The following is a 16,248-nucleotide window of genomic DNA, read 5'->3' as shown; positions in this document are numbered from 1 at the left end:
GTCAGCATTTCCCTATGATTGAAGAGGAACCGGGCTGTTTCAGCGGCACGACGAAAGACTCTGTTCCCTGAAAAGACGCGCAATATTCACGCTGCCCGCCGTAATCGGTCAGCGCCTTGAAGGTGAGCGTCTGATGCCCGACGTGCGGGGCGTACGTCGCTGGCAAACTGAGCGCTGCATTGGAAAAGGGCGCCAGCAGCCGATATTCGGCGACGTCGATGCCATTGATGCGCAGCTCGAGCAGCGAGACGTGATAGGGCGTCGGATTACGCACGGTCAGAGCAGGGCCTGCTGACGGGACGCGCTCCCAGGTCAGCTGTTGCGGCGCATCCGCAGGGTCGCCGGACAACCCGACGGGCCTATAAAACACGTTGATACGCTGGCGTATGGCAATGCTCATTTGCTGAGCCGCCGGGCTGCGCCGGGGTATTTCCAGCACGAACAAATGCAGCAGGGATTCCCGGTCCCTGGGCACGCCGACGCCTTCATAGAGCAGACGCAGGGTTTGTCTGCCACGCGCTGGCATGCGCGCCAGATGGGGCGTCACCGCAAACGGCAATTCAGCTGCCTTGATATGGCCGTTCCCGTCATCAGCCGTGGGGGTGTCGAGCCACGCCTGAATCAGCGTCTCGGAATCGCCGCGGTTGATAACGTCCAGGGTCGCCTCGTCGTAGCGACCTTCGAAGATCAAGCGCGTGCCCGACAAGGACACCGCGCCCTCGCTCATGCCGCTGATCAACACCAGCGCTCCTGCCAAATGCATAGAGTTCATCGGCACTGCACCTTCAGGCGATCGAAGCTGCGATGAGCTTCCTTGGGCGGCAGTAAGAACGTGGCGCGGCACGTCTGATCCGTCCACTTGACTACAAGCTGGCCGCTGTCTTGCTCGGTGAGGACCAGTGCTCGCCCGCTCGGGTCCACGGTGGCCAGCGGCTTGCCGGTTTCGTCTTCGACTGCCGCGCCCACAGGCAATCGGCTGCCGTCGCTGCGCACCAGCTCAAATTGAACGCGGCGACCGACCGCGGTAGGAAAGCTGACCAGAGCCGCCGCGCCGCGCCGGGGCACAACCTGATTCACCGCATTATCGAGCTCGACGTCGGCACCTAACTGCCGCGTGTCGAGATTGACCCAGTTGGTTCGATACGGCTGGGCATAGGGCAGGATTGCGTAGCCATTGTCGGCGGTTTCGACATTGCTGAAGTTGCTCAGGCGCGCACCACTGACCCCTTGCACCTGCACCAACGCAAACGTTTCGCCCAAGGGCTGGCCGAGATTGATCCCGCCTGCATGCGCGACCAATGAGCCGGAAGCCCCCAGACTGACCGTCTGATAGTCGCTCCCCTGCCCGTAACCCGCATCGAAGCGGCCGAAAGACGTTGTCGTGCTGAGTTTGCCGAACCCCGACGACCCTGAACGGCTGTCGTGCCCGGCTTGCAGCGAATAAAAGCTGCTGCGGTCGTCGAACAGTTGCCCGTTCAGGCCTGACTGAAGGGTGTAGGCGCCGTCGCTGCTGCGCACTGCGTTGGCGAAAGCCCGAGACGCACCAGCGCTGTTTCCTAGCGGCAAGCTCAGCGTCAGCGCAATCCGGTTATCCGACTGGCTCTCGGCACGGCGGTCGAAAGTCTGGTTGCGCTCCAGTGAGACGCTGTAACTGAGGCTGCGCCACGCCGAGTTCCACGACAGATAAAGCTGCCGTGTCTTGCTGCCGCGATCCCAATAGCGTTGCTCGGATCCGGTCAGGCTCAAGGAGGCGAGCTGCTCAGGGAATGCCTGCGTCACCGTGAGTTCAATGCGGTCTTTGGCTCGACCCGTGGACGATCCGGACTGCGACTCCAACGCCTCGACATGGTCGTTGAACGTGAAGTACCGATCCGACGCATAGCGATAACCGGCCACGGCAAGGGTCGTGTCGGTGAGGTCAAGCGTATTGGCATAACGCACTCGCAGGCTCTGTCCGCTGTAGCGTTGCTCGCGCTGACGGCTGAGCGACTGAGTGATATCCAGAGACAGCGCGCCAAAGCCTGTATTGACGCCGGCGCCTATGTTGGTCGCCTGGTAGTCCTCGGCAAACTGTACGCCGCCCGCCGCCGTCAACCGCTCCGTCAGCCCGTACACCAGGGTGCCGGCGGCAAACCCCGGAGAGACGCCCGCTTGCGTATTGCTGTCGTATTGCCCGGCCGCCAGGCTGTAGCGCAACGCGCCCTTTGGCACCATGATGGGCAAGGATGCGTATGCCTGGACGAACACATGCTTGCTGCCATCGGCTTCGACGACCGTTATCTCAAGATCGCCGTTGGAGCCGCTGGGGTAAATGTCGCTGATCTCGAATGGCCCTGGTGAGACATTGCCGCTGTAGAGCATGAAGCCGTTCTGCCGCACCTCCACCAGTGCATTGCTATTAGCGATGCCGCGAACAACCGGCGCGAATACTCGCTCGCTGTCGGGCAACATTCCTTCATCGGACATCAACGTTGCGCCCATAAACCGGACGCTGTCGAACACCTGCGAATCGGTGAACGTCTCGCCCAGCGTCAGTTGGCTTTTCAGCGAGGTGATGTCGCGCTGCACGAACGTTCGATTGCTGCGAAAGCGATAAGGCTGGTCGTTGCCGTAGGTGAGCGAGGACTCGTTGCGCAATCGCCACGCGCCGAGGTTCACGCCGTTGCGCAGGCTCAGGTAGTAGCGGTCCTGATTTTGGGACCCCGCCCGGCCGCTGAGGGTACGGCGCACGCCGCTGAAGTTGTAGTTAACGAACCCGACCGTCTCGCCTTCGTCCCACAATTCGGGAGGCACATAGCCGCGGGCGCTGCGTGACATCATGGCCTGAGGGATGCTGATGTTCAGGCGCAGGCTGGCGGGCTGGTAATCGACCCGTGCAAATTCCACGCGTCCCGGCAGATCAAAGCACTCTGTCGGAGCCGTATCGCCAGCGTCCGTCGCAGCGGGGTTCATCCCTAGCTGGCGTAGCATGTCCAGGGTGAGACACGCGTCAACGGTGCCCTTTGCCGCGTTGGCGACAAAGTTGATGTCACGCCGTCCGCTCAGCACACGGTTGATGTACACGTCCACTCGGTAGCTTCCGGGCACCACGCTATTGCCTTGCAGAAACGTCGCAAGGTCGGCGGGCTGGTCTGTGCCCTGGATAAAGGAGGTATTGAATTTCACGTTGGGTACATCGCCGGTCTGGTCGGTCATGGCCGCTGCCGGTGAGGTGAGGGCCAACCACGACGATGCAAAGACAATCACTGCCAACGGGCGGTTTTTGAAAGGCTCATGGCCTTTGTGCCTACGCTCCGTGCGTGATGCGCACATCGCGATCCGTGCGTACGCTTTGTTTTTCTGTCGGCATTCCATTGGCTTGGTTCACTCGTGTTCTCGATTCCGACGCACTGGCAAATGACTGTTTGTCAGGCGCAGGGCGCTAACGCCGCATCACTGCGACTGAAAAGGCCCTGAAGAAAGTGTTGTCCTGCGAAAGAAGCTATTGCGACCCGGTGGTTGCGCTCATCGCGCGGATCGTCTGGCCTTCGGATACCTTGGCCGTGAGGGGCTCTTGGGCGCCAAAGTCATTGATGCTGATGAAATCGATATCCATCGCTTGACCCCTGCCGAGCGATTTGAGCGCAAACCGCACGGTTTCCCGGGGTGCAAGCATGCGGCTGTCCGCGGTAAACAGCGCTTTGCCCTGCTGACGCGCCGCGATCTGAATCATCGACACGTGAAAAGGCGTGGGATTGCTGACTTCCAGCCGGCCGTCATGCAGCCGCCACTCGAGCTTTTTTGCTGCTTCCAGCGGATCGCCATTCAGCGCAGCGGGTCGATAGAAGAGCTTGATGCGCTGCCGAATCGCGATCTGCAGCTGGTTATCCTTTGCCGTTTGCGGGATCTCCTGAACGTTGAGCCAGAACACTGACTCACGGTCGTCGGGCAAGCCTTCGCCGGCATAAATGATGCGAATCATCTGTCGGGCATTGCCCGACATTCGCGCCAACGGCGGAGTGACGACGAAGGGCAGGTTTTCAGCCTCGGTAATGTCCTTGCCCGTTTCCAGCCAGGACTGCGCGAGGATGTCCGTGGTGCCGCTGTTACTCACAACGAAGCTGACCTCTTTGTCCTTGGCCTGATAGATGACACGCGTGGCGTTAAGCACAATGCCTGCCTGCGCCGGGGCAGCCAGAAGCAACCCCAGCCAGACGGCAGAGCAGCGAATGAGGGTAGGAAGCATGCTGAGCCCGTCTTGGGTTTCGAAGTGACGAATTAAAGTGATGAGGGCGAGCGAGCAATGCCCGCTCGCCCCGCTACATCACTCGTAATCCATCACGAATGGCAGGAACCCGTCGGCATTACCTGGATTGGTCGGTGTGCCGTTGAGCACATAAACCGCACCGAAGTTAAGCTCGGCGGTAGCGCCATCAGCAGTGTCCTTGATCAGGTCCGCATCGATGGTTTCATCGCCACCCAGATCCATCAACTGACTGGAGGCGTTCAGCAGGCCGATGCCCACACCATTGGCCGCACCCGTGGTGCGCAGCAGTTTCTTGTCAGAGTCGTCCTGGCCACTTCCCTTTGATGCGAGGAAGCGCATCTTTACCGTGTCGTATTGCGCAACGCCGCCGGTGCAATTGACCAATAACTGAATCGGCGTGGCGGTTTCGGTTTTGTTATCGGCGAAAAGGCCGATGTCGGAGAAAGAGACGTTGCCCAGGTCGACGTTGATGTCGCCAGGCGTGGTGCCAGGGCTTGCGCCAGTGCCAGCGCCGATGTCACACGTTATGTTGGTGAGCGTACCGTTGAAAACTAGCTTGCCGTTGTTGGCGGCGTTCGCGGTGGCGCTCATGCCGAGCCCCATTGCAGCCACGATGGCCAGTGAAAGAGAAACCTTTTTCATGATAACGACGTTCCTTGTGTCGATTCGTGTGTGCCCAAAAGGACGAGGCGAACTATAAGCACCGTCCCCGGTGGCGGCTGTCAGGCCTTCTACATCGAACAGACAGAAACGACAGTGGCGGGCGTCAGACCCTTCAGTAGGACGAGTCCTCCTTTACTTCCCGCCCCGGTAAACCGGGCCCTGCACGGGCGCCACCGGAAAAAAGAGTGACACAACCTTGGCCACACGCCACGAAAGCGAAGACAGCCGAGCGCTTACGCCACGCAAAAAAATCCCGGCTCAATTGAACCGGGACTCTTGAAAGTTTTCTGGAAAGTGGCGGCGCTGCTGCTAGTCGTAGGTCAGCGTCACGACGCCAGCCTGGGCATCGGGTTGCGAGGCATACAAACGCGTGTAGCTCGCCCGAAGCGGGGCGACGAGCGTGCGGCAGGCGTCATTACCGGGCATCAGGCCCACGACGACGTCTGGCCCGGCTCGCAGGGTTTTCACATGGCCCACCGGGGCAGAGGCGTTCAGCACTTGCCCATTGCATCCGGCATTGACCAGGCTTCCATGAAACATGAGAGAGCCCTCCCCCGCCCAGGCGCTACTGCCAGGGCTGGCGCAGGCGCCGACGACCACGACCGAGAACAACAGCGAAACAGCCTTTTGGCTTTTCATCGCAACACTCCGGAGTGGGACCGCTTGCTGTGGCAAGCAAGGTCCTGTGAACCTGCATTCAGATCTCACGAAGTCGCATGTAAGGAATTATCCCCGTCACGGTAGAACTCATTCATCGAAACTCGTGGCTTCTACTTGGGTATCGCCTCGCGGCGTGGTTTCTTTACTCGGGTTCTTTCTGGCCGGCTTCATCGTCGCCCCTTCTCCAGCTGACAATATTGACAGGTAGCAGTCATTTTGCTGACCGGGTCGAAAGGTTATAAAGGAGGCTCCTGTTTACCCGCCCTTCATTCACTGGTTGGCCCTGTCCCTGTATGCGAAAGAAGAACAAGGTTGTGATGCTCGCGATCGTCCTGATTGTGCTCGTAGTGACAGGTGTGTGGGCAATGACCCGCCCCGCCGCAAAAAAGGCCAGTGGCCCCGTTGCGGTGCCGGTTCGGGTGATCAGCGTGACCCAGGAGGACGTGCCGCGCTTTGTCACCGGTATCGGCTCGGTGCTGTCATTGCAAAGTGTAGTCATCCGCCCTCAGGTGGACGGGATCCTGACCAAAGTGCTGGTGAAGGAAGGGCAGCAGGTCAAGGCCGGGGATCTGTTGGCGACCATCGATGACCGCTCGATCCGTGCAGCCCTCGAACAGGCGAAAGCCCAACTCAGCCAGAGTCAGGCGCAACTGAACCAGGCCAACGTGGACCTAAAACGCTACAAACTGCTGACGGTGGACAACAGCATCCCGAAGCAGCAATACGATCAGCAACAGGCGCTGGTCGAGCAGCTCAAAGCAACGGCGTTGGGTAATCAGGCGTCGATCAACGCCGCGCAAGTGCAGCTGTCCTACACGCAGATTCGTTCCCCGGTGACGGGCCGGGTGGGCATCCGCAATGTCGATGAGGGTAACTTCCTGCGCGTGAGTGATGCGACTGGCCTGTTTTCGGTGACCCAGATCGACCCGGTGGCCGTCGAGTTTTCCCTGCCGCAGCAGATGTTGCCCACGCTGCATGAGCTGATTGCGGCTAAAAAACCAGCGCCAGTTGACGCCTATCTCGGCGAAGGCGCGACCGGAACGCTGCTGGGTCGCGGCACGCTGTCGTTGATCGACAATCAGGTCGCAGCCACCACGGGCACCATTCGCGCCAAAGCGACGTTCGACAATGCCGCCGAAAAACTCTGGCCAGGGCAGCTGGTCACTGTGCGGATCCAGACCGCCGTCGACCGCGACGCCTTGAAGGTTCCGCCGCAAGTGGTGCGGCGCGGAATCGATCAGCATTACGTGTACAGGGTCAAGGGCGACAGCGTCGAAGTGGTGCCTGTCAAAGTGCTGTACCAGGACAGCGACCTGATGCTCATCAATGGCGTCAACGCCAACGACGTGCTGGTGAGCGACGGTCAGTCACGCCTGAAAAACGGAACGCGCATTGAAGTGGTCACCGAAGAGCCCGCCAGCGCCTTGGCTGATTCAACGGGGGCCGCTAAATGAACAGCCGCGGTTCGATCTCCGCCTGGTGCGTCAACCACCCGATCGCCACGGTGCTGCTGACCTTCGCGCTGGTGCTGCTGGGTTGCATCGCCTTCCCTCGCCTGCCGGTAGCGCCGCTGCCGGAAGCTGAATTCCCGACGATTCAGGTCTCGGCCCAGTTGCCCGGCGCCAGCCCCGAAACCATGGCCTCTTCGGTTGCGACGCCGCTTGAGGTGCAGTTCAGCGCCATTCCCGGCATGACCCAGATGACGTCAAGCAGCGCGCTGGGCTCCACCAACCTGACGCTGCAGTTCACGCTGAACAAAAGCATCGACACCGCCGCGCAGGAAGTCCAGGCGGCCATCAACACCGCCGCCGGCCGCCTGCCCGCCGATCTGCCGACGCTGCCCACCTGGCGCAAGGTCAATCCGGCAGACAGCGCGGTGCTGATCCTCAGCGTCAGCTCCAACCTCATGCCGGGCACCGAACTCAGCGACGTGACGGAGTCACTGCTGGCACGCCAGTTGAGTCAGATCGACGGCGTCGGACAAGTCAGCATCAGCGGTCAGCAACGTCCGGCGATCCGGGTCCAGGCGGCGCCTGAAAAGCTTGCGTCGATCGGCCTGACGCTCGCCGATTTGCGCGCATCCTTGCAGCAGACCAGCCTCAACCTTGCCAAGGGCGCGCTGTACGGCAAAGACAGCATCTCTACCCTCGCTTCCAACGACCAGCTGTTTCAGGCCAGGGATTACGAGCAACTCATCGTTTCCTACAAGGACGGCGCACCGGTCCATTTGCGCGATGTCGCCCGGGTGATCAACGGCTCGGAGAATGCCTACGTGCGGGCATGGTCCGGGGATCAACAAGGGGTGAACATCGCGGTGTTCCGTCAGCCCGGTGCGAATATCGTCGAGACGGTCGATCGCGTACTGGGACAGTTGCCGAGGCTGCAGGAAATGCTCCCGGCGTCCGTGGACGTCTCCGTGCTCAGCGACCGCACCAAAACCATTCGGGCGTCATTGCATGAAGTGGAGATGACGCTGCTGATCGCCATTGGTCTGGTGATTGCCGTCATGGCCCTGTTCCTGCGTCAGTTGTCGGCCACGTTGATTGTGACTGCCGTGCTGGGCGTCTCGCTGGTCGCCAGCTTTGCACTGATGTACGTGCTGGGTTTCAGCCTGAACAACCTGACGCTGGTGGCGATTGTGGTGGCGGTCGGCTTTGTCGTCGACGACGCGATTGTCGTCGTGGAAAACATCCATCGGCACCTCGAAGCCGGCGAGAGCATGCGGGATGCAGCGATCAAAGGGTCAAGTGAAATTGGCTTCACCGTCGTGTCGATCAGCTTCTCTTTGATCGCCGCGTTCATTCCGCTGCTGTTCATGGGTGGCGTGGTCGGCCGGCTGTTCAAGGAGTTCGCACTGACCGCGACATCGACCATTCTGATCTCGGTGGTGGTCTCGCTCACGCTGGCGCCAACCCTGGCGGCGCTGTTCATGCGCGCGCCGAAGCACGACCCCCACGCCAAGCCCGGTTTCGGTGAACGGCTGCTGACACGCTATGCGCGCGGGGTGCGCTTCGCCCTCGCCCATCAGCGGCTGATGCTGGGGGTCTTCGGCCTGACGCTGGTTCTCGCAGTGGCCGGCTATGTGCTGATCCCCAAAGGCTTCTTCCCGGTCCAGGACACCGGCATGGTGCTGGGCACGACCGAAGCGGCGGCGGATATCTCATTTCCGGACATGGTCGAGAAACACAAACAGCTGGCAAAGATCATTGCGGCCGACCCTGCTGTGAAAGCGTTTTCGCATTCGGTCGGCGTGAGTGGCAGCAACCAGACCATCGCCAATGGTCGCGTGTGGATCGCCCTCAAGGACCGGGGGGACCGTGACGTGACGGCCAGCCAGTTCATCGACCGGATCAGGCCGAAACTGGCGCAGATCCCCGGTATTGTGTTGTACCTGCGGGCGGGGCAAGACATCAACCTGAGCTCAGGTCCCAGCCGTGCGCAATATCAGTACGTGCTCAAGAGCAACGACGGCGCGCTGTTGAATGTCTGGACGCAGAAACTGACCGATAAACTCAAGACCCTGCCAGCGTTCCGCGACCTCTCCAACGACCTTCAGTTGGGCGGCAGCGTCACCCACCTGGACATCGACCGCAACTCGGCCGCACGCTTCGGCCTGACTATCGAGGACGTCGACCAGGCGCTGTACGACGCCTTCGGCCAGCGCCAGATCAACGAATACCAGACCGACATCAACCAGTACAAAGTCATTCTTGAGCTTGATCCCCAGCAGCGGGGCAAGGCCGAAAGCCTGAACTACTTCTACCTGCGTTCGCCGCTGACCCAGGAGATGGTGCCGCTGTCGGCACTGGCCAAGGTCGGTGCGCCGAAGATGGGCCCGCTGTCGATCAGCCATGACGGGATGTTCCCCGCTGCCAACCTGTCGTTCAATCTGTCCGCCGGGGTTGCGCTGGGGGATGCGGTCACTCTGCTCGATCAGGCGAAGAACGAGATCGGCATGCCGGCCGCGATCATCGGTAACTTTCAGGGCGCGGCCCAGGCGTTCCAGAGCTCGCTGGCCAATCAGCCTTGGCTGATCCTTGCGGCGCTGGTGGCGGTGTACATCATTCTGGGCGTGCTGTATGAAAGCTTCGTTCATCCGCTCACTATCATCTCCACCCTGCCCTCCGCCGGTATCGGCGCGCTGTTGCTGCTGTGGCTGATGGGTCAGGACTTCTCCATCATGGGGCTGATCGGGATCGTGCTGTTGATCGGGATCGTCAAGAAGAACGGCATTCTGCTGGTGGACTTTGCGCTGGAGGCCCAGCGTCAACGCGGGATGTCGCCACGGGACGCTATCTATGAGGCGTGCCTGACGCGCTTCCGGCCGATCATCATGACCACCCTTGCCGCGTTGTTGGGCGCCCTGCCGCTGATGCTCGGTTATGGCGTCGGCGCTGAGTTGCGTCAGCCGCTGGGTATCGCCGTCGTGGGAGGACTGTTGGTGAGCCAGGCGTTGACGCTGTTCACCACGCCGGTGATTTACCTGCAGCTTGAGCGACTTTTCCACCGCCCGCGTCCGACGCCCACTCCGAACTCGGCCCCGGCCACATCAGCCACGCCGGCGGACGCCCGATTGGCCGCTGAAAAATGAGCACCGAACAGTGAGAGTGGACCGATGCGTGTCCTGATTATCGAAGACGAAGAGAAAACCGCCGACTATCTGCATCGGGGGCTGACCGAGCAGGGTTACACCACCGACGTCGCGCGCGAGGGCATCGAAGGCCTGCACATGGGGCTGGAAAACGAGTACGCGGTGATCATTCTCGACGTCATGTTGCCGGGCCTGGACGGTTATGGGGTACTGCGGGCCTTGCGCGCGCGCAAGCAGACGCCGGTGATCATGCTCACCGCCCGGGAGAACGTCGACGATCGTATTCGCGGTCTGCGCGAAGGCGCCGACGACTACTTGGGCAAGCCGTTCTCGTTTCTCGAGCTGGTGGCGCGGTTGCAAGCCCTGACCCGACGCAGTGGCGGTCACGAGCCAGTGCAGATCAGCGTCGCCGACTTGTGGATTGATCTGATCAGCCGCAAGGCTACGCGTGCAGGCGTTCGTCTGGACCTCACGGCCAAGGAGTTCTCGCTGCTCAGTGTGCTGGCGCGACGTCAGGGTGAAATCCTGTCCAAGACCTCGATTGCCGAGATGGTCTGGGACGTGAATTTTGACAGCGATGCCAACGTTGTCGAGGTTGCGATCAAGCGGCTGCGCGCCAAACTGGACGGGCCCTTCGAACACAAGCTGCTGCACACCATTCGCGGCATGGGCTACGTGCTGGAGAGCCGTCGTGTCGAGTAATTCGATCGCCCTGCGCCTGAGCGGCATGTTCGCGCTGGTGGCGCTTCTGGTATTTTTGTTGATCGGCTGGGCGCTTTACCTGCAAGTGGATAAAAGCCTGGGTCTGCTGCCCGAGGCCGAAGTTGACGCCCGCTACAGCGTGCTCGAATCAGCCGTTCAGCGCTACGGGACGCCCGAGCACTGGGTGAAGATCAACGCCAAGCTCAAGCTGCTCAGCGAAGAGGACAAGCGCCTGCGCTTTTGGGTGGTCAGCGACAATCCTGTTTATGAATTCGGGAACCCGGACGCTGAAATTCGCGCATTCGCCAAAGGGCCGACCGGCATGCGCGACTTGAACCTGAGCGGCCATGACTACCCCTTCAGGGTGCTGGTCAGTCAGTTCCCGGCAAAAGATCAGCGTCCGCCGCTGCGTTTTCTCACCGCGATCAACACTGAAACCTTCTGGCAGACCCAGCACTCCTTGCTCACCGCGCTGATCAGTCTGGCAGCCGTCGGCATTCTGCTCGCCTCGGTGCTGGGCTATTGGGTGGCACGCATCGGCCTCAAACCGCTCAAGGAATTGTCGCTGGAAGCGCGCAAGCTCACCCCGCCGCGCCTGAGCGGGCGCCTTAAGTTGACCTCGCTACCGCCAGAGCTGGATCAATTCGTGACGTCGTTCAATTCGACGCTGGACCGGGTCGAGCAGGCGTATTCGCGACTGGAGTCGTTCAACGCCGACGTCGCCCACGAGCTGCGCTCACCGCTGACCAACCTGATCGGCCAGACCCAGGTGGCGTTGACCCGTGGGCGCTCCGCCGAGCATTACTTCGAGGTGCTGCAATCGAACCTTGAGGAGCTTGAACGGCTGCGCTCGATCATCAACGACATGCTGTTCCTGGCCAGCGCCGATCAGGGGAGCAAGGCCACCCAGTTGACCCAGTCCTCACTGGCTCAGGAAGTGGCGAAGACACTCGATTATCTGGATTTCATTCTGGAAGACGCCCAGATGCAGGTTGAGGTCCGCGGAGATGCCAGCGCCCCGATCGAAACCGCTCATCTGCGCCGCGCGCTGATCAACCTGCTGCACAACGCCGTGCAGCACACCTCGCCGGGGGAGCTGATTCATGTGGACATTCGCGACGAAGGCGATCATGTGAGCATCGGTGTGACCAATCCGGGCGCGCAGATTGACGGGGAGCACTTGCCGAAGCTGTTCGAGCGTTTCTACCGCGTCGACGCCTCGCGCAGCAACAGCGGCGCCAATCATGGCCTGGGCCTGGCGATCGTCAAAGCCATCGCGCTGATGCACGGCGGGACCGTGTTCGTGCGCAGCGAGGACGGGGTGAATACGTTCGGGATCAATCTGCCGAGTTGAACCGTTGTGGGAATCAGCTTGCGCGCCGAGCGGTGGTAAGTCCGCCGCGTATTCAGCGGCTGGAATGCCGTCTTCGCGAGCAAGCTCACTCCCACAAGTCCAGCGGCGCGACTCAAACCCTGAGCGATCCCGATACTGTGGGAGTGAGCTTGCTCACGAAGCGTTGGAGCATCCGCGGCGCAGGGTTGATCGTTCCCACGCGGAGCGTGAGGAACGAGCATTAGCTACCGAGTGGCGGGATCAGCCCTTCTTCACAAACTCGGACTTCAACTTCATCGCGCCGATACCGTCGATTTTGCAGTCGATGTCGTGATCGCCGTCCACCAGGCGGATGTTCTTGACCTTGGTGCCGACCTTGACCACCAGCGAGGAGCCTTTGACTTTCAGGTCCTTGATGACGGTGACCGTGTCGCCGTCCTGCAGTGTGTTGCCAACGGCGTCCTTGATGACTTTGGCGTCGTCACCCGCGTCAGCGCTGGCGCCATCGACCGTCCACTCGTGAGCGCATTCCGGGCAAACGAGCTGGCTGCCATCTTCATAGGTGTACTCGGAATTGCATTTTGGGCACGGCGGTAAACTCACGGCGACTCTCGCATCAGATGAATAGGCGCAGGATTATAAGGGTTTTTATCCCGCCGGGCAGCAGCGTCTGCCAGCCCTGGAAACATCTGCCGCTGCCGGGGTCTCAATCGCAACAATGTTAGCGATTCGTGTCCAGCGAAGGAGATGAGACATGCACGATCAATTCGACCTGCAGCGCTTCGTCGGTGCGCAGGCGTCGACCTACGAGCGAGCACTCAAGGAGCTGCAGTCCGGGCGCAAACAGTCGCACTGGATGTGGTTCGTTTTTCCACAACTGACCGGTCTCGGCCACAGCGACATGGCCCGGCGTTACGGGATCAGCGGGCGCGAAGAGGCAATCGCCTACTTGCAGCATCCACTGCTGGGCGAGCGGTTGGCGCGCTGTTGCGCAGCCTTGCTTGAGTGGAAGGATCGCAGCGCTGCCCACATCATGGGGTCGCCGGATGACATGAAGCTGCGCTCAAGCATGACGCTGTTTGCAGCGGTCGCACCCGAGCAACAGGCTTTCCGCGACGTGCTTGAGGTGTTTTTCAAGGGTCAGGCGGATGAGCTGACGCTGTCGAAGCTGGGCTGAATATCTTACAGCGGCTCGCCTGGATCAGTGCCGCCGGCGAGACCTAGCGGGGCTAGCGGATCAACGGATGTAACGCGGTCAAGACAGACCCTGCGGATTATCGGATTCAACGCAGTCCAATCGTAGAAGCGCGCTTGCCCGCGAATGCAGTGGCAGGTGCGCTGAAGATTTGGCGAATGTACTGGCCTCTTCGCGGGCAAGCGCGCTCCTGCAATGGACCGCGTCTCGACCCTGCCAACAGGCTTCCGGAATTCGCCCGAACGACGCTGTCCGTAGGAGCCGGCTTGCTGGCGAACGCGGTGGATCTGAGACGTTAATGTCACTGCCCCATCGCGTTCGCCGGCAAGCCGGCTCCTACAGCATGGGCAGCGCCAGATGAACAATTCAGGGTGGGCCTGAAAAGCGGCACCCGCAGCCCTGTTTACGCCAGCGCCGTATCCATCACCATCATCAAGCAGAACCCGACCAGCAAGCCGAAGCTGGCGACCTTGTCGTGCCCGTTGCGGCGTCATTCGGGGATGATCTCGTGCGTGACCACCAGCAGCATTGCCCCTGCCGCCAGCGCCAGTCCCAACGGCAACAGCAAGGCCGCCACCTCGACCAGCCAGGCGCACAGCACCGCGAACACCGGCTCGACCAGCCCGGACGCCGCGCCAATCAGAAAGGCTTTGGGCCGCGACATACCGGCCGCGGCCAGCACCAGCGCGATCACCAACCCTTCCGGCACGTCCTGCAAGGCGATGCCCATCGCCAGGCTGTCGGCATGGGCCAGACCGCCGCCCGCAGACACCCCCACCGCCATGCCCTCGGGAATGTTGTGGGCAATGATGGCGATGACAAAGAGCCAGATGTTTGAAGGGATCGCCGGCTTTCCTGCCACTTCGGATAACTGCGGCCCCGGCGCCACCAGCAGATCAACGAGAAACAACCCGACAGCGCCAAGCAATATCCCGAAACTGACCAGCGCTCCGGCACCCCACGGAGTGAACCCCAGATCCTGAGCCGCACCGAGGCCTGGCACGATCAGCGAAAACGCCGTGGCCGCAAGCATGATGCCCGCGCCAAAACCGAGCAGCCCGTCGGACACCGCCACCGGCATGCCGCGAATCACCAGCACCGGCACGGCGCCCAAGGCAGTGCCTAACGCACAAAGCGCGCCGCCTTCCAGCGCTCGTAACATTCTGGGCTCAAGAGCCAGCCACGAGAGCCCCTGCGCCAGCAGCAAGCCGGCGCCGACCAGCAATAAAATCGAGCCCATTGCCAGCCGCAGTAACCGTCCGCTGCTGATCGCCGCTATGTCCGAGCGCATAAATCGCCTTATCCGAGGTCTGAGGGTGTTCAGCCGAGGGCTGCCGCGTAGCGCCTGGCGACTTCGTCCCAGTTCACCACGTTATAAAACGCGGCAATGTATTCAGGGCGACGGTTCTGATAACGCAGGTAATAGGCATGCTCCCAGACGTCCAGCCCGAGGATTGGCGTATTGCCGTTCATCAGTGGGCTGTCCTGATTGCCGCTGCTTTCCACAACGAGCTTCTTGTCGGGGGTCACGCTCAGCCAGGCCCAGCCGCTGCCAAAACGGGTCAACGCCGCTTTGGTGAAGGCGTCCTTGAACGCATCGAAGCCGCCCAGTTGCTGGTCGATTTCTGCAGCCAACGCGCCGGTGGGGACACCGCCACCCTGCGGGCTCATGACTTCCCAGAACAACGAATGGTTGGCATGGCCGCCGCCCTGATTGATCACCGCCGGGCGCATTTTCTCGGGAAGCTCGGCGACGCTGGCGACCAGCTTCTCGATGGGCCATTGAGCGTACTCAGTGTCCTCGACCGCCGCATTGAGGTTGTTGATGTACGTCTGGTGGTGCTTGCTGTAATGGATTTCCATGGTCTGTGCGTCAATGTGCGGCTCTAGCGCATCGTAGGCGTAAGGCAAGGCAGGCAAGGTAAATGGCATGTCAATGGACTCCATACGAGTGGGTGCCGGCGTAAACAGCAGGGTGCTGAAGCGCCGAGCGGGAATGTTCGCCGCCGCTGTTGCCCAGCAGGCGTTGGGTGCGCGGGTATTCGCCGTATTGGCTGACGAAACCCAGAAGTTCGCTGTAGGTTTTATTACTGTGGCGCAAGGCCGCCCGTCTCAGGTCAGGCGCCATTTGCGGATCCTGGATCACCTGTAAAAGGCGCTGGTGTACGGCACAGAGATACTCGGCACTCTCCTCCGGCTGGTTGAGGTTCAGGTGCAGATCAGCCAGGTTATGGTGCGAAATCACGAACGCCGCCACCGCTTCATCAGCCACGGCCCAGCGGTCGAAGAGCACCTGCGCCAAGGCCAGGGCCTGCAGGTACTGTTCGCGGGCGTCGATCAGCTCACCTCGGTTGAAGTAGCTGTTACCGATCAGAATGGTACGTTTCCATTGCTCCATGGCGCAGGTCCTCACGAGTGGCGCCGGCGTTCGGACGCCGTCGGCGGGGCGTTTTGCGGATTGGGTGCTTCAGGGTCTGTCAGAACAACGGAAGGCTTCAGCACGCAGGTCGCCAGGCGCTGGGCGAAGGCCTGGAAGCGCTCTTGTTGCGCAGGCGAGTGGGCGAGCGCTTGCATGTCCCGCAGCGGCCTCCACGCCTGATCCAGACACAGGCAGCGCCAGTGCCAGGGCAGCGCGGTGTCGCTGGCGGTGTCGATCAGCAGGCGGAAAGTGCTTTCGGCGATGAGGGGCTTGGGCGTGGCAGTGAAGCGCGCCAGATAGCGGCCTTCGGCCAGATAGTGCTCGATGAGCCGTGGCTCGTCCGGGTCCAGCGCGCAACGAATCCGTAGACTCAGCGCACGCCAGTTTTCCAGGTATGGCGACTCATGCAGCACAGAATCCATGACCGTGGCCCATCTAA

At 61.3% G+C, this 16,248-nt stretch carries 14 protein-coding genes and 1 pseudogene; 5 read left to right on the top strand and 10 right to left on the bottom strand.

From position 1 onward, the window contains the following. Window position 1: 1 nt before the first annotated feature. The 5 genes from QRN48_RS17065 to QRN48_RS17045 all read right to left on the bottom strand — a co-directional run bounded on the left by QRN48_RS17065 (window position 2) and on the right by QRN48_RS17045 (window position 5,548). Window positions 2-772, bottom strand: a complete 771-nt coding sequence (locus QRN48_RS17065) for a fimbrial biogenesis chaperone (RefSeq protein WP_191944356.1) — start codon at window positions 770-772, stop codon at window positions 2-4. Next, window positions 769-3,195, bottom strand: a complete 2,427-nt coding sequence (locus tag QRN48_RS17060) for a fimbria/pilus outer membrane usher protein (RefSeq protein ID WP_191944355.1) — start codon at window positions 3,193-3,195, stop codon at window positions 769-771. Before QRN48_RS17060 ends, QRN48_RS17065 begins: the two co-directional genes overlap by 4 nt. Window positions 3,196-3,481: 286 nt before the next feature. After that, window positions 3,482-4,225: a fimbrial biogenesis chaperone gene (locus QRN48_RS17055; RefSeq protein ID WP_191944354.1), complete on the bottom strand. Its 744-nt coding sequence runs from the start codon at window positions 4,223-4,225 to the stop codon at window positions 3,482-3,484. A 78-nt stretch (window positions 4,226-4,303) separates the two neighbouring features. Next, window positions 4,304-4,888, bottom strand: coding sequence for a fimbrial protein (locus tag QRN48_RS17050; protein ID WP_037012573.1), 585 nt, complete (start codon window positions 4,886-4,888; stop codon window positions 4,304-4,306). Between the two features lie 330 nt (window positions 4,889-5,218). After that, on the bottom strand, window positions 5,219-5,548 hold the full coding sequence (locus tag QRN48_RS17045; protein WP_191944353.1) for a hypothetical protein: 330 nt from the start codon (window positions 5,546-5,548) through the stop codon (window positions 5,219-5,221). Window positions 5,549-5,862: 314 nt separating this feature from the next. Between QRN48_RS17045 and QRN48_RS17040 the strand changes: the two genes are divergently transcribed. From QRN48_RS17040 to QRN48_RS17025, 4 genes are read left to right on the top strand one after another with little or no spacing between them, the layout of a single operon-like run. Next, window positions 5,863-7,023, top strand: coding sequence for an efflux RND transporter periplasmic adaptor subunit (locus QRN48_RS17040; RefSeq protein ID WP_191944352.1), 1,161 nt, complete (start codon window positions 5,863-5,865; stop codon window positions 7,021-7,023). Beyond that, window positions 7,020-10,160, top strand: a complete 3,141-nt coding sequence (locus tag QRN48_RS17035; RefSeq protein ID WP_285351850.1) for a multidrug efflux RND transporter permease subunit — start codon at window positions 7,020-7,022, stop codon at window positions 10,158-10,160. The genes QRN48_RS17040 and QRN48_RS17035 overlap by 4 nt, the downstream gene beginning before the upstream one ends. Before the next feature lie 24 nt (window positions 10,161-10,184). Continuing rightward, complete coding sequence (locus QRN48_RS17030; protein WP_037012577.1) at window positions 10,185-10,862, top strand: heavy metal response regulator transcription factor; 678 nt, start codon at window positions 10,185-10,187, stop codon at window positions 10,860-10,862. Next, the gene (locus QRN48_RS17025; protein ID WP_285351848.1) at window positions 10,852-12,216 is read left to right on the top strand and encodes a heavy metal sensor histidine kinase; all 1,365 of its coding nucleotides are present in this window, start codon (window positions 10,852-10,854) and stop codon (window positions 12,214-12,216) included. Before QRN48_RS17030 ends, QRN48_RS17025 begins: the two co-directional genes overlap by 11 nt. A 240-nt stretch (window positions 12,217-12,456) precedes the next feature. Here the strand turns inward: QRN48_RS17025 and QRN48_RS17020 are convergent, their stop codons facing one another. Next, on the bottom strand, window positions 12,457-12,798 hold the full coding sequence (locus QRN48_RS17020; protein ID WP_037012581.1) for a zinc ribbon domain-containing protein YjdM: 342 nt from the start codon (window positions 12,796-12,798) through the stop codon (window positions 12,457-12,459). A gap of 151 nt (window positions 12,799-12,949) precedes the next feature. Between QRN48_RS17020 and QRN48_RS17015 the strand changes: the two genes are divergently transcribed. Next, the gene (locus QRN48_RS17015; RefSeq protein ID WP_191944349.1) at window positions 12,950-13,372 is read left to right on the top strand and encodes a DUF1810 domain-containing protein; all 423 of its coding nucleotides are present in this window, start codon (window positions 12,950-12,952) and stop codon (window positions 13,370-13,372) included. 421 nt (window positions 13,373-13,793) lie between these two features. Here QRN48_RS17015 and QRN48_RS17010 read toward each other — a convergent pair. The 4 genes and pseudogenes from QRN48_RS17010 to QRN48_RS16995 all read right to left on the bottom strand — a co-directional run bounded on the left by QRN48_RS17010 (window position 13,794) and on the right by QRN48_RS16995 (window position 16,231). After that, window positions 13,794-14,681, bottom strand: a pseudogene (locus tag QRN48_RS17010) (ZIP family metal transporter). 29 nt (window positions 14,682-14,710) lie between these two features. Further along, window positions 14,711-15,322 (bottom strand): superoxide dismutase, encoded by a 612-nt coding sequence (locus QRN48_RS17005; RefSeq protein WP_191944347.1) that lies wholly within the window; start codon window positions 15,320-15,322, stop codon window positions 14,711-14,713. 1 nt (window position 15,323) lies between these two features. Beyond that, window positions 15,324-15,788: a DUF2753 family protein gene (locus tag QRN48_RS17000; protein ID WP_191944346.1), complete on the bottom strand. Its 465-nt coding sequence runs from the start codon at window positions 15,786-15,788 to the stop codon at window positions 15,324-15,326. Between the two features lie 11 nt (window positions 15,789-15,799). Then, window positions 15,800-16,231, bottom strand: coding sequence for a FagA protein (locus QRN48_RS16995; protein ID WP_244653670.1), 432 nt, complete (start codon window positions 16,229-16,231; stop codon window positions 15,800-15,802). Between the last annotated feature and the right edge of the window lie 17 nt (window positions 16,232-16,248).

This window comes from Pseudomonas sp. ME-P-057 (genome assembly GCF_030208975.1).
Lineage (GTDB): Bacteria > Pseudomonadota > Gammaproteobacteria > Pseudomonadales > Pseudomonadaceae > Aquipseudomonas > Aquipseudomonas lutea.
Note: the sequence above shows the minus strand (reverse complement) of the source record. Positions and strands in the feature narration are given on the sequence as shown.

What these genes read in the sequence shown, in the direction of transcription:
- QRN48_RS17055 (WP_191944354.1), bottom strand. Translation starts at nt 4,225, where the DNA reads ATGCTTCCTACCCTCATTCGCTGCTCTGCCGTCTGGCTGGGGTTGCTT.
- QRN48_RS17060 (WP_191944355.1), bottom strand. Translation starts at nt 3,195, where the DNA reads ATGACCGACCAGACCGGCGATGTACCCAACGTGAAATTCAATACCTCC.
- QRN48_RS17000 (WP_191944346.1), bottom strand. Translation starts at nt 15,788, where the DNA reads ATGGAGCAATGGAAACGTACCATTCTGATCGGTAACAGCTACTTCAAC.
- QRN48_RS17005 (WP_191944347.1), bottom strand. Translation starts at nt 15,322, where the DNA reads ATGCCATTTACCTTGCCTGCCTTGCCTTACGCCTACGATGCGCTAGAG.
- QRN48_RS17030 (WP_037012577.1), top strand. Translation starts at nt 10,185, where the DNA reads ATGCGTGTCCTGATTATCGAAGACGAAGAGAAAACCGCCGACTATCTG.
- QRN48_RS17035 (WP_285351850.1), top strand. Translation starts at nt 7,020, where the DNA reads ATGAACAGCCGCGGTTCGATCTCCGCCTGGTGCGTCAACCACCCGATC.
- QRN48_RS17050 (WP_037012573.1), bottom strand. Translation starts at nt 4,888, where the DNA reads ATGAAAAAGGTTTCTCTTTCACTGGCCATCGTGGCTGCAATGGGGCTC.
- QRN48_RS17065 (WP_191944356.1), bottom strand. Translation starts at nt 772, where the DNA reads ATGAACTCTATGCATTTGGCAGGAGCGCTGGTGTTGATCAGCGGCATG.
- QRN48_RS17045 (WP_191944353.1), bottom strand. Translation starts at nt 5,548, where the DNA reads ATGAAAAGCCAAAAGGCTGTTTCGCTGTTGTTCTCGGTCGTGGTCGTC.
- QRN48_RS17015 (WP_191944349.1), top strand. Translation starts at nt 12,950, where the DNA reads ATGCACGATCAATTCGACCTGCAGCGCTTCGTCGGTGCGCAGGCGTCG.
- QRN48_RS17040 (WP_191944352.1), top strand. Translation starts at nt 5,863, where the DNA reads ATGCGAAAGAAGAACAAGGTTGTGATGCTCGCGATCGTCCTGATTGTG.
- QRN48_RS16995 (WP_244653670.1), bottom strand. Translation starts at nt 16,231, where the DNA reads ATGGATTCTGTGCTGCATGAGTCGCCATACCTGGAAAACTGGCGTGCG.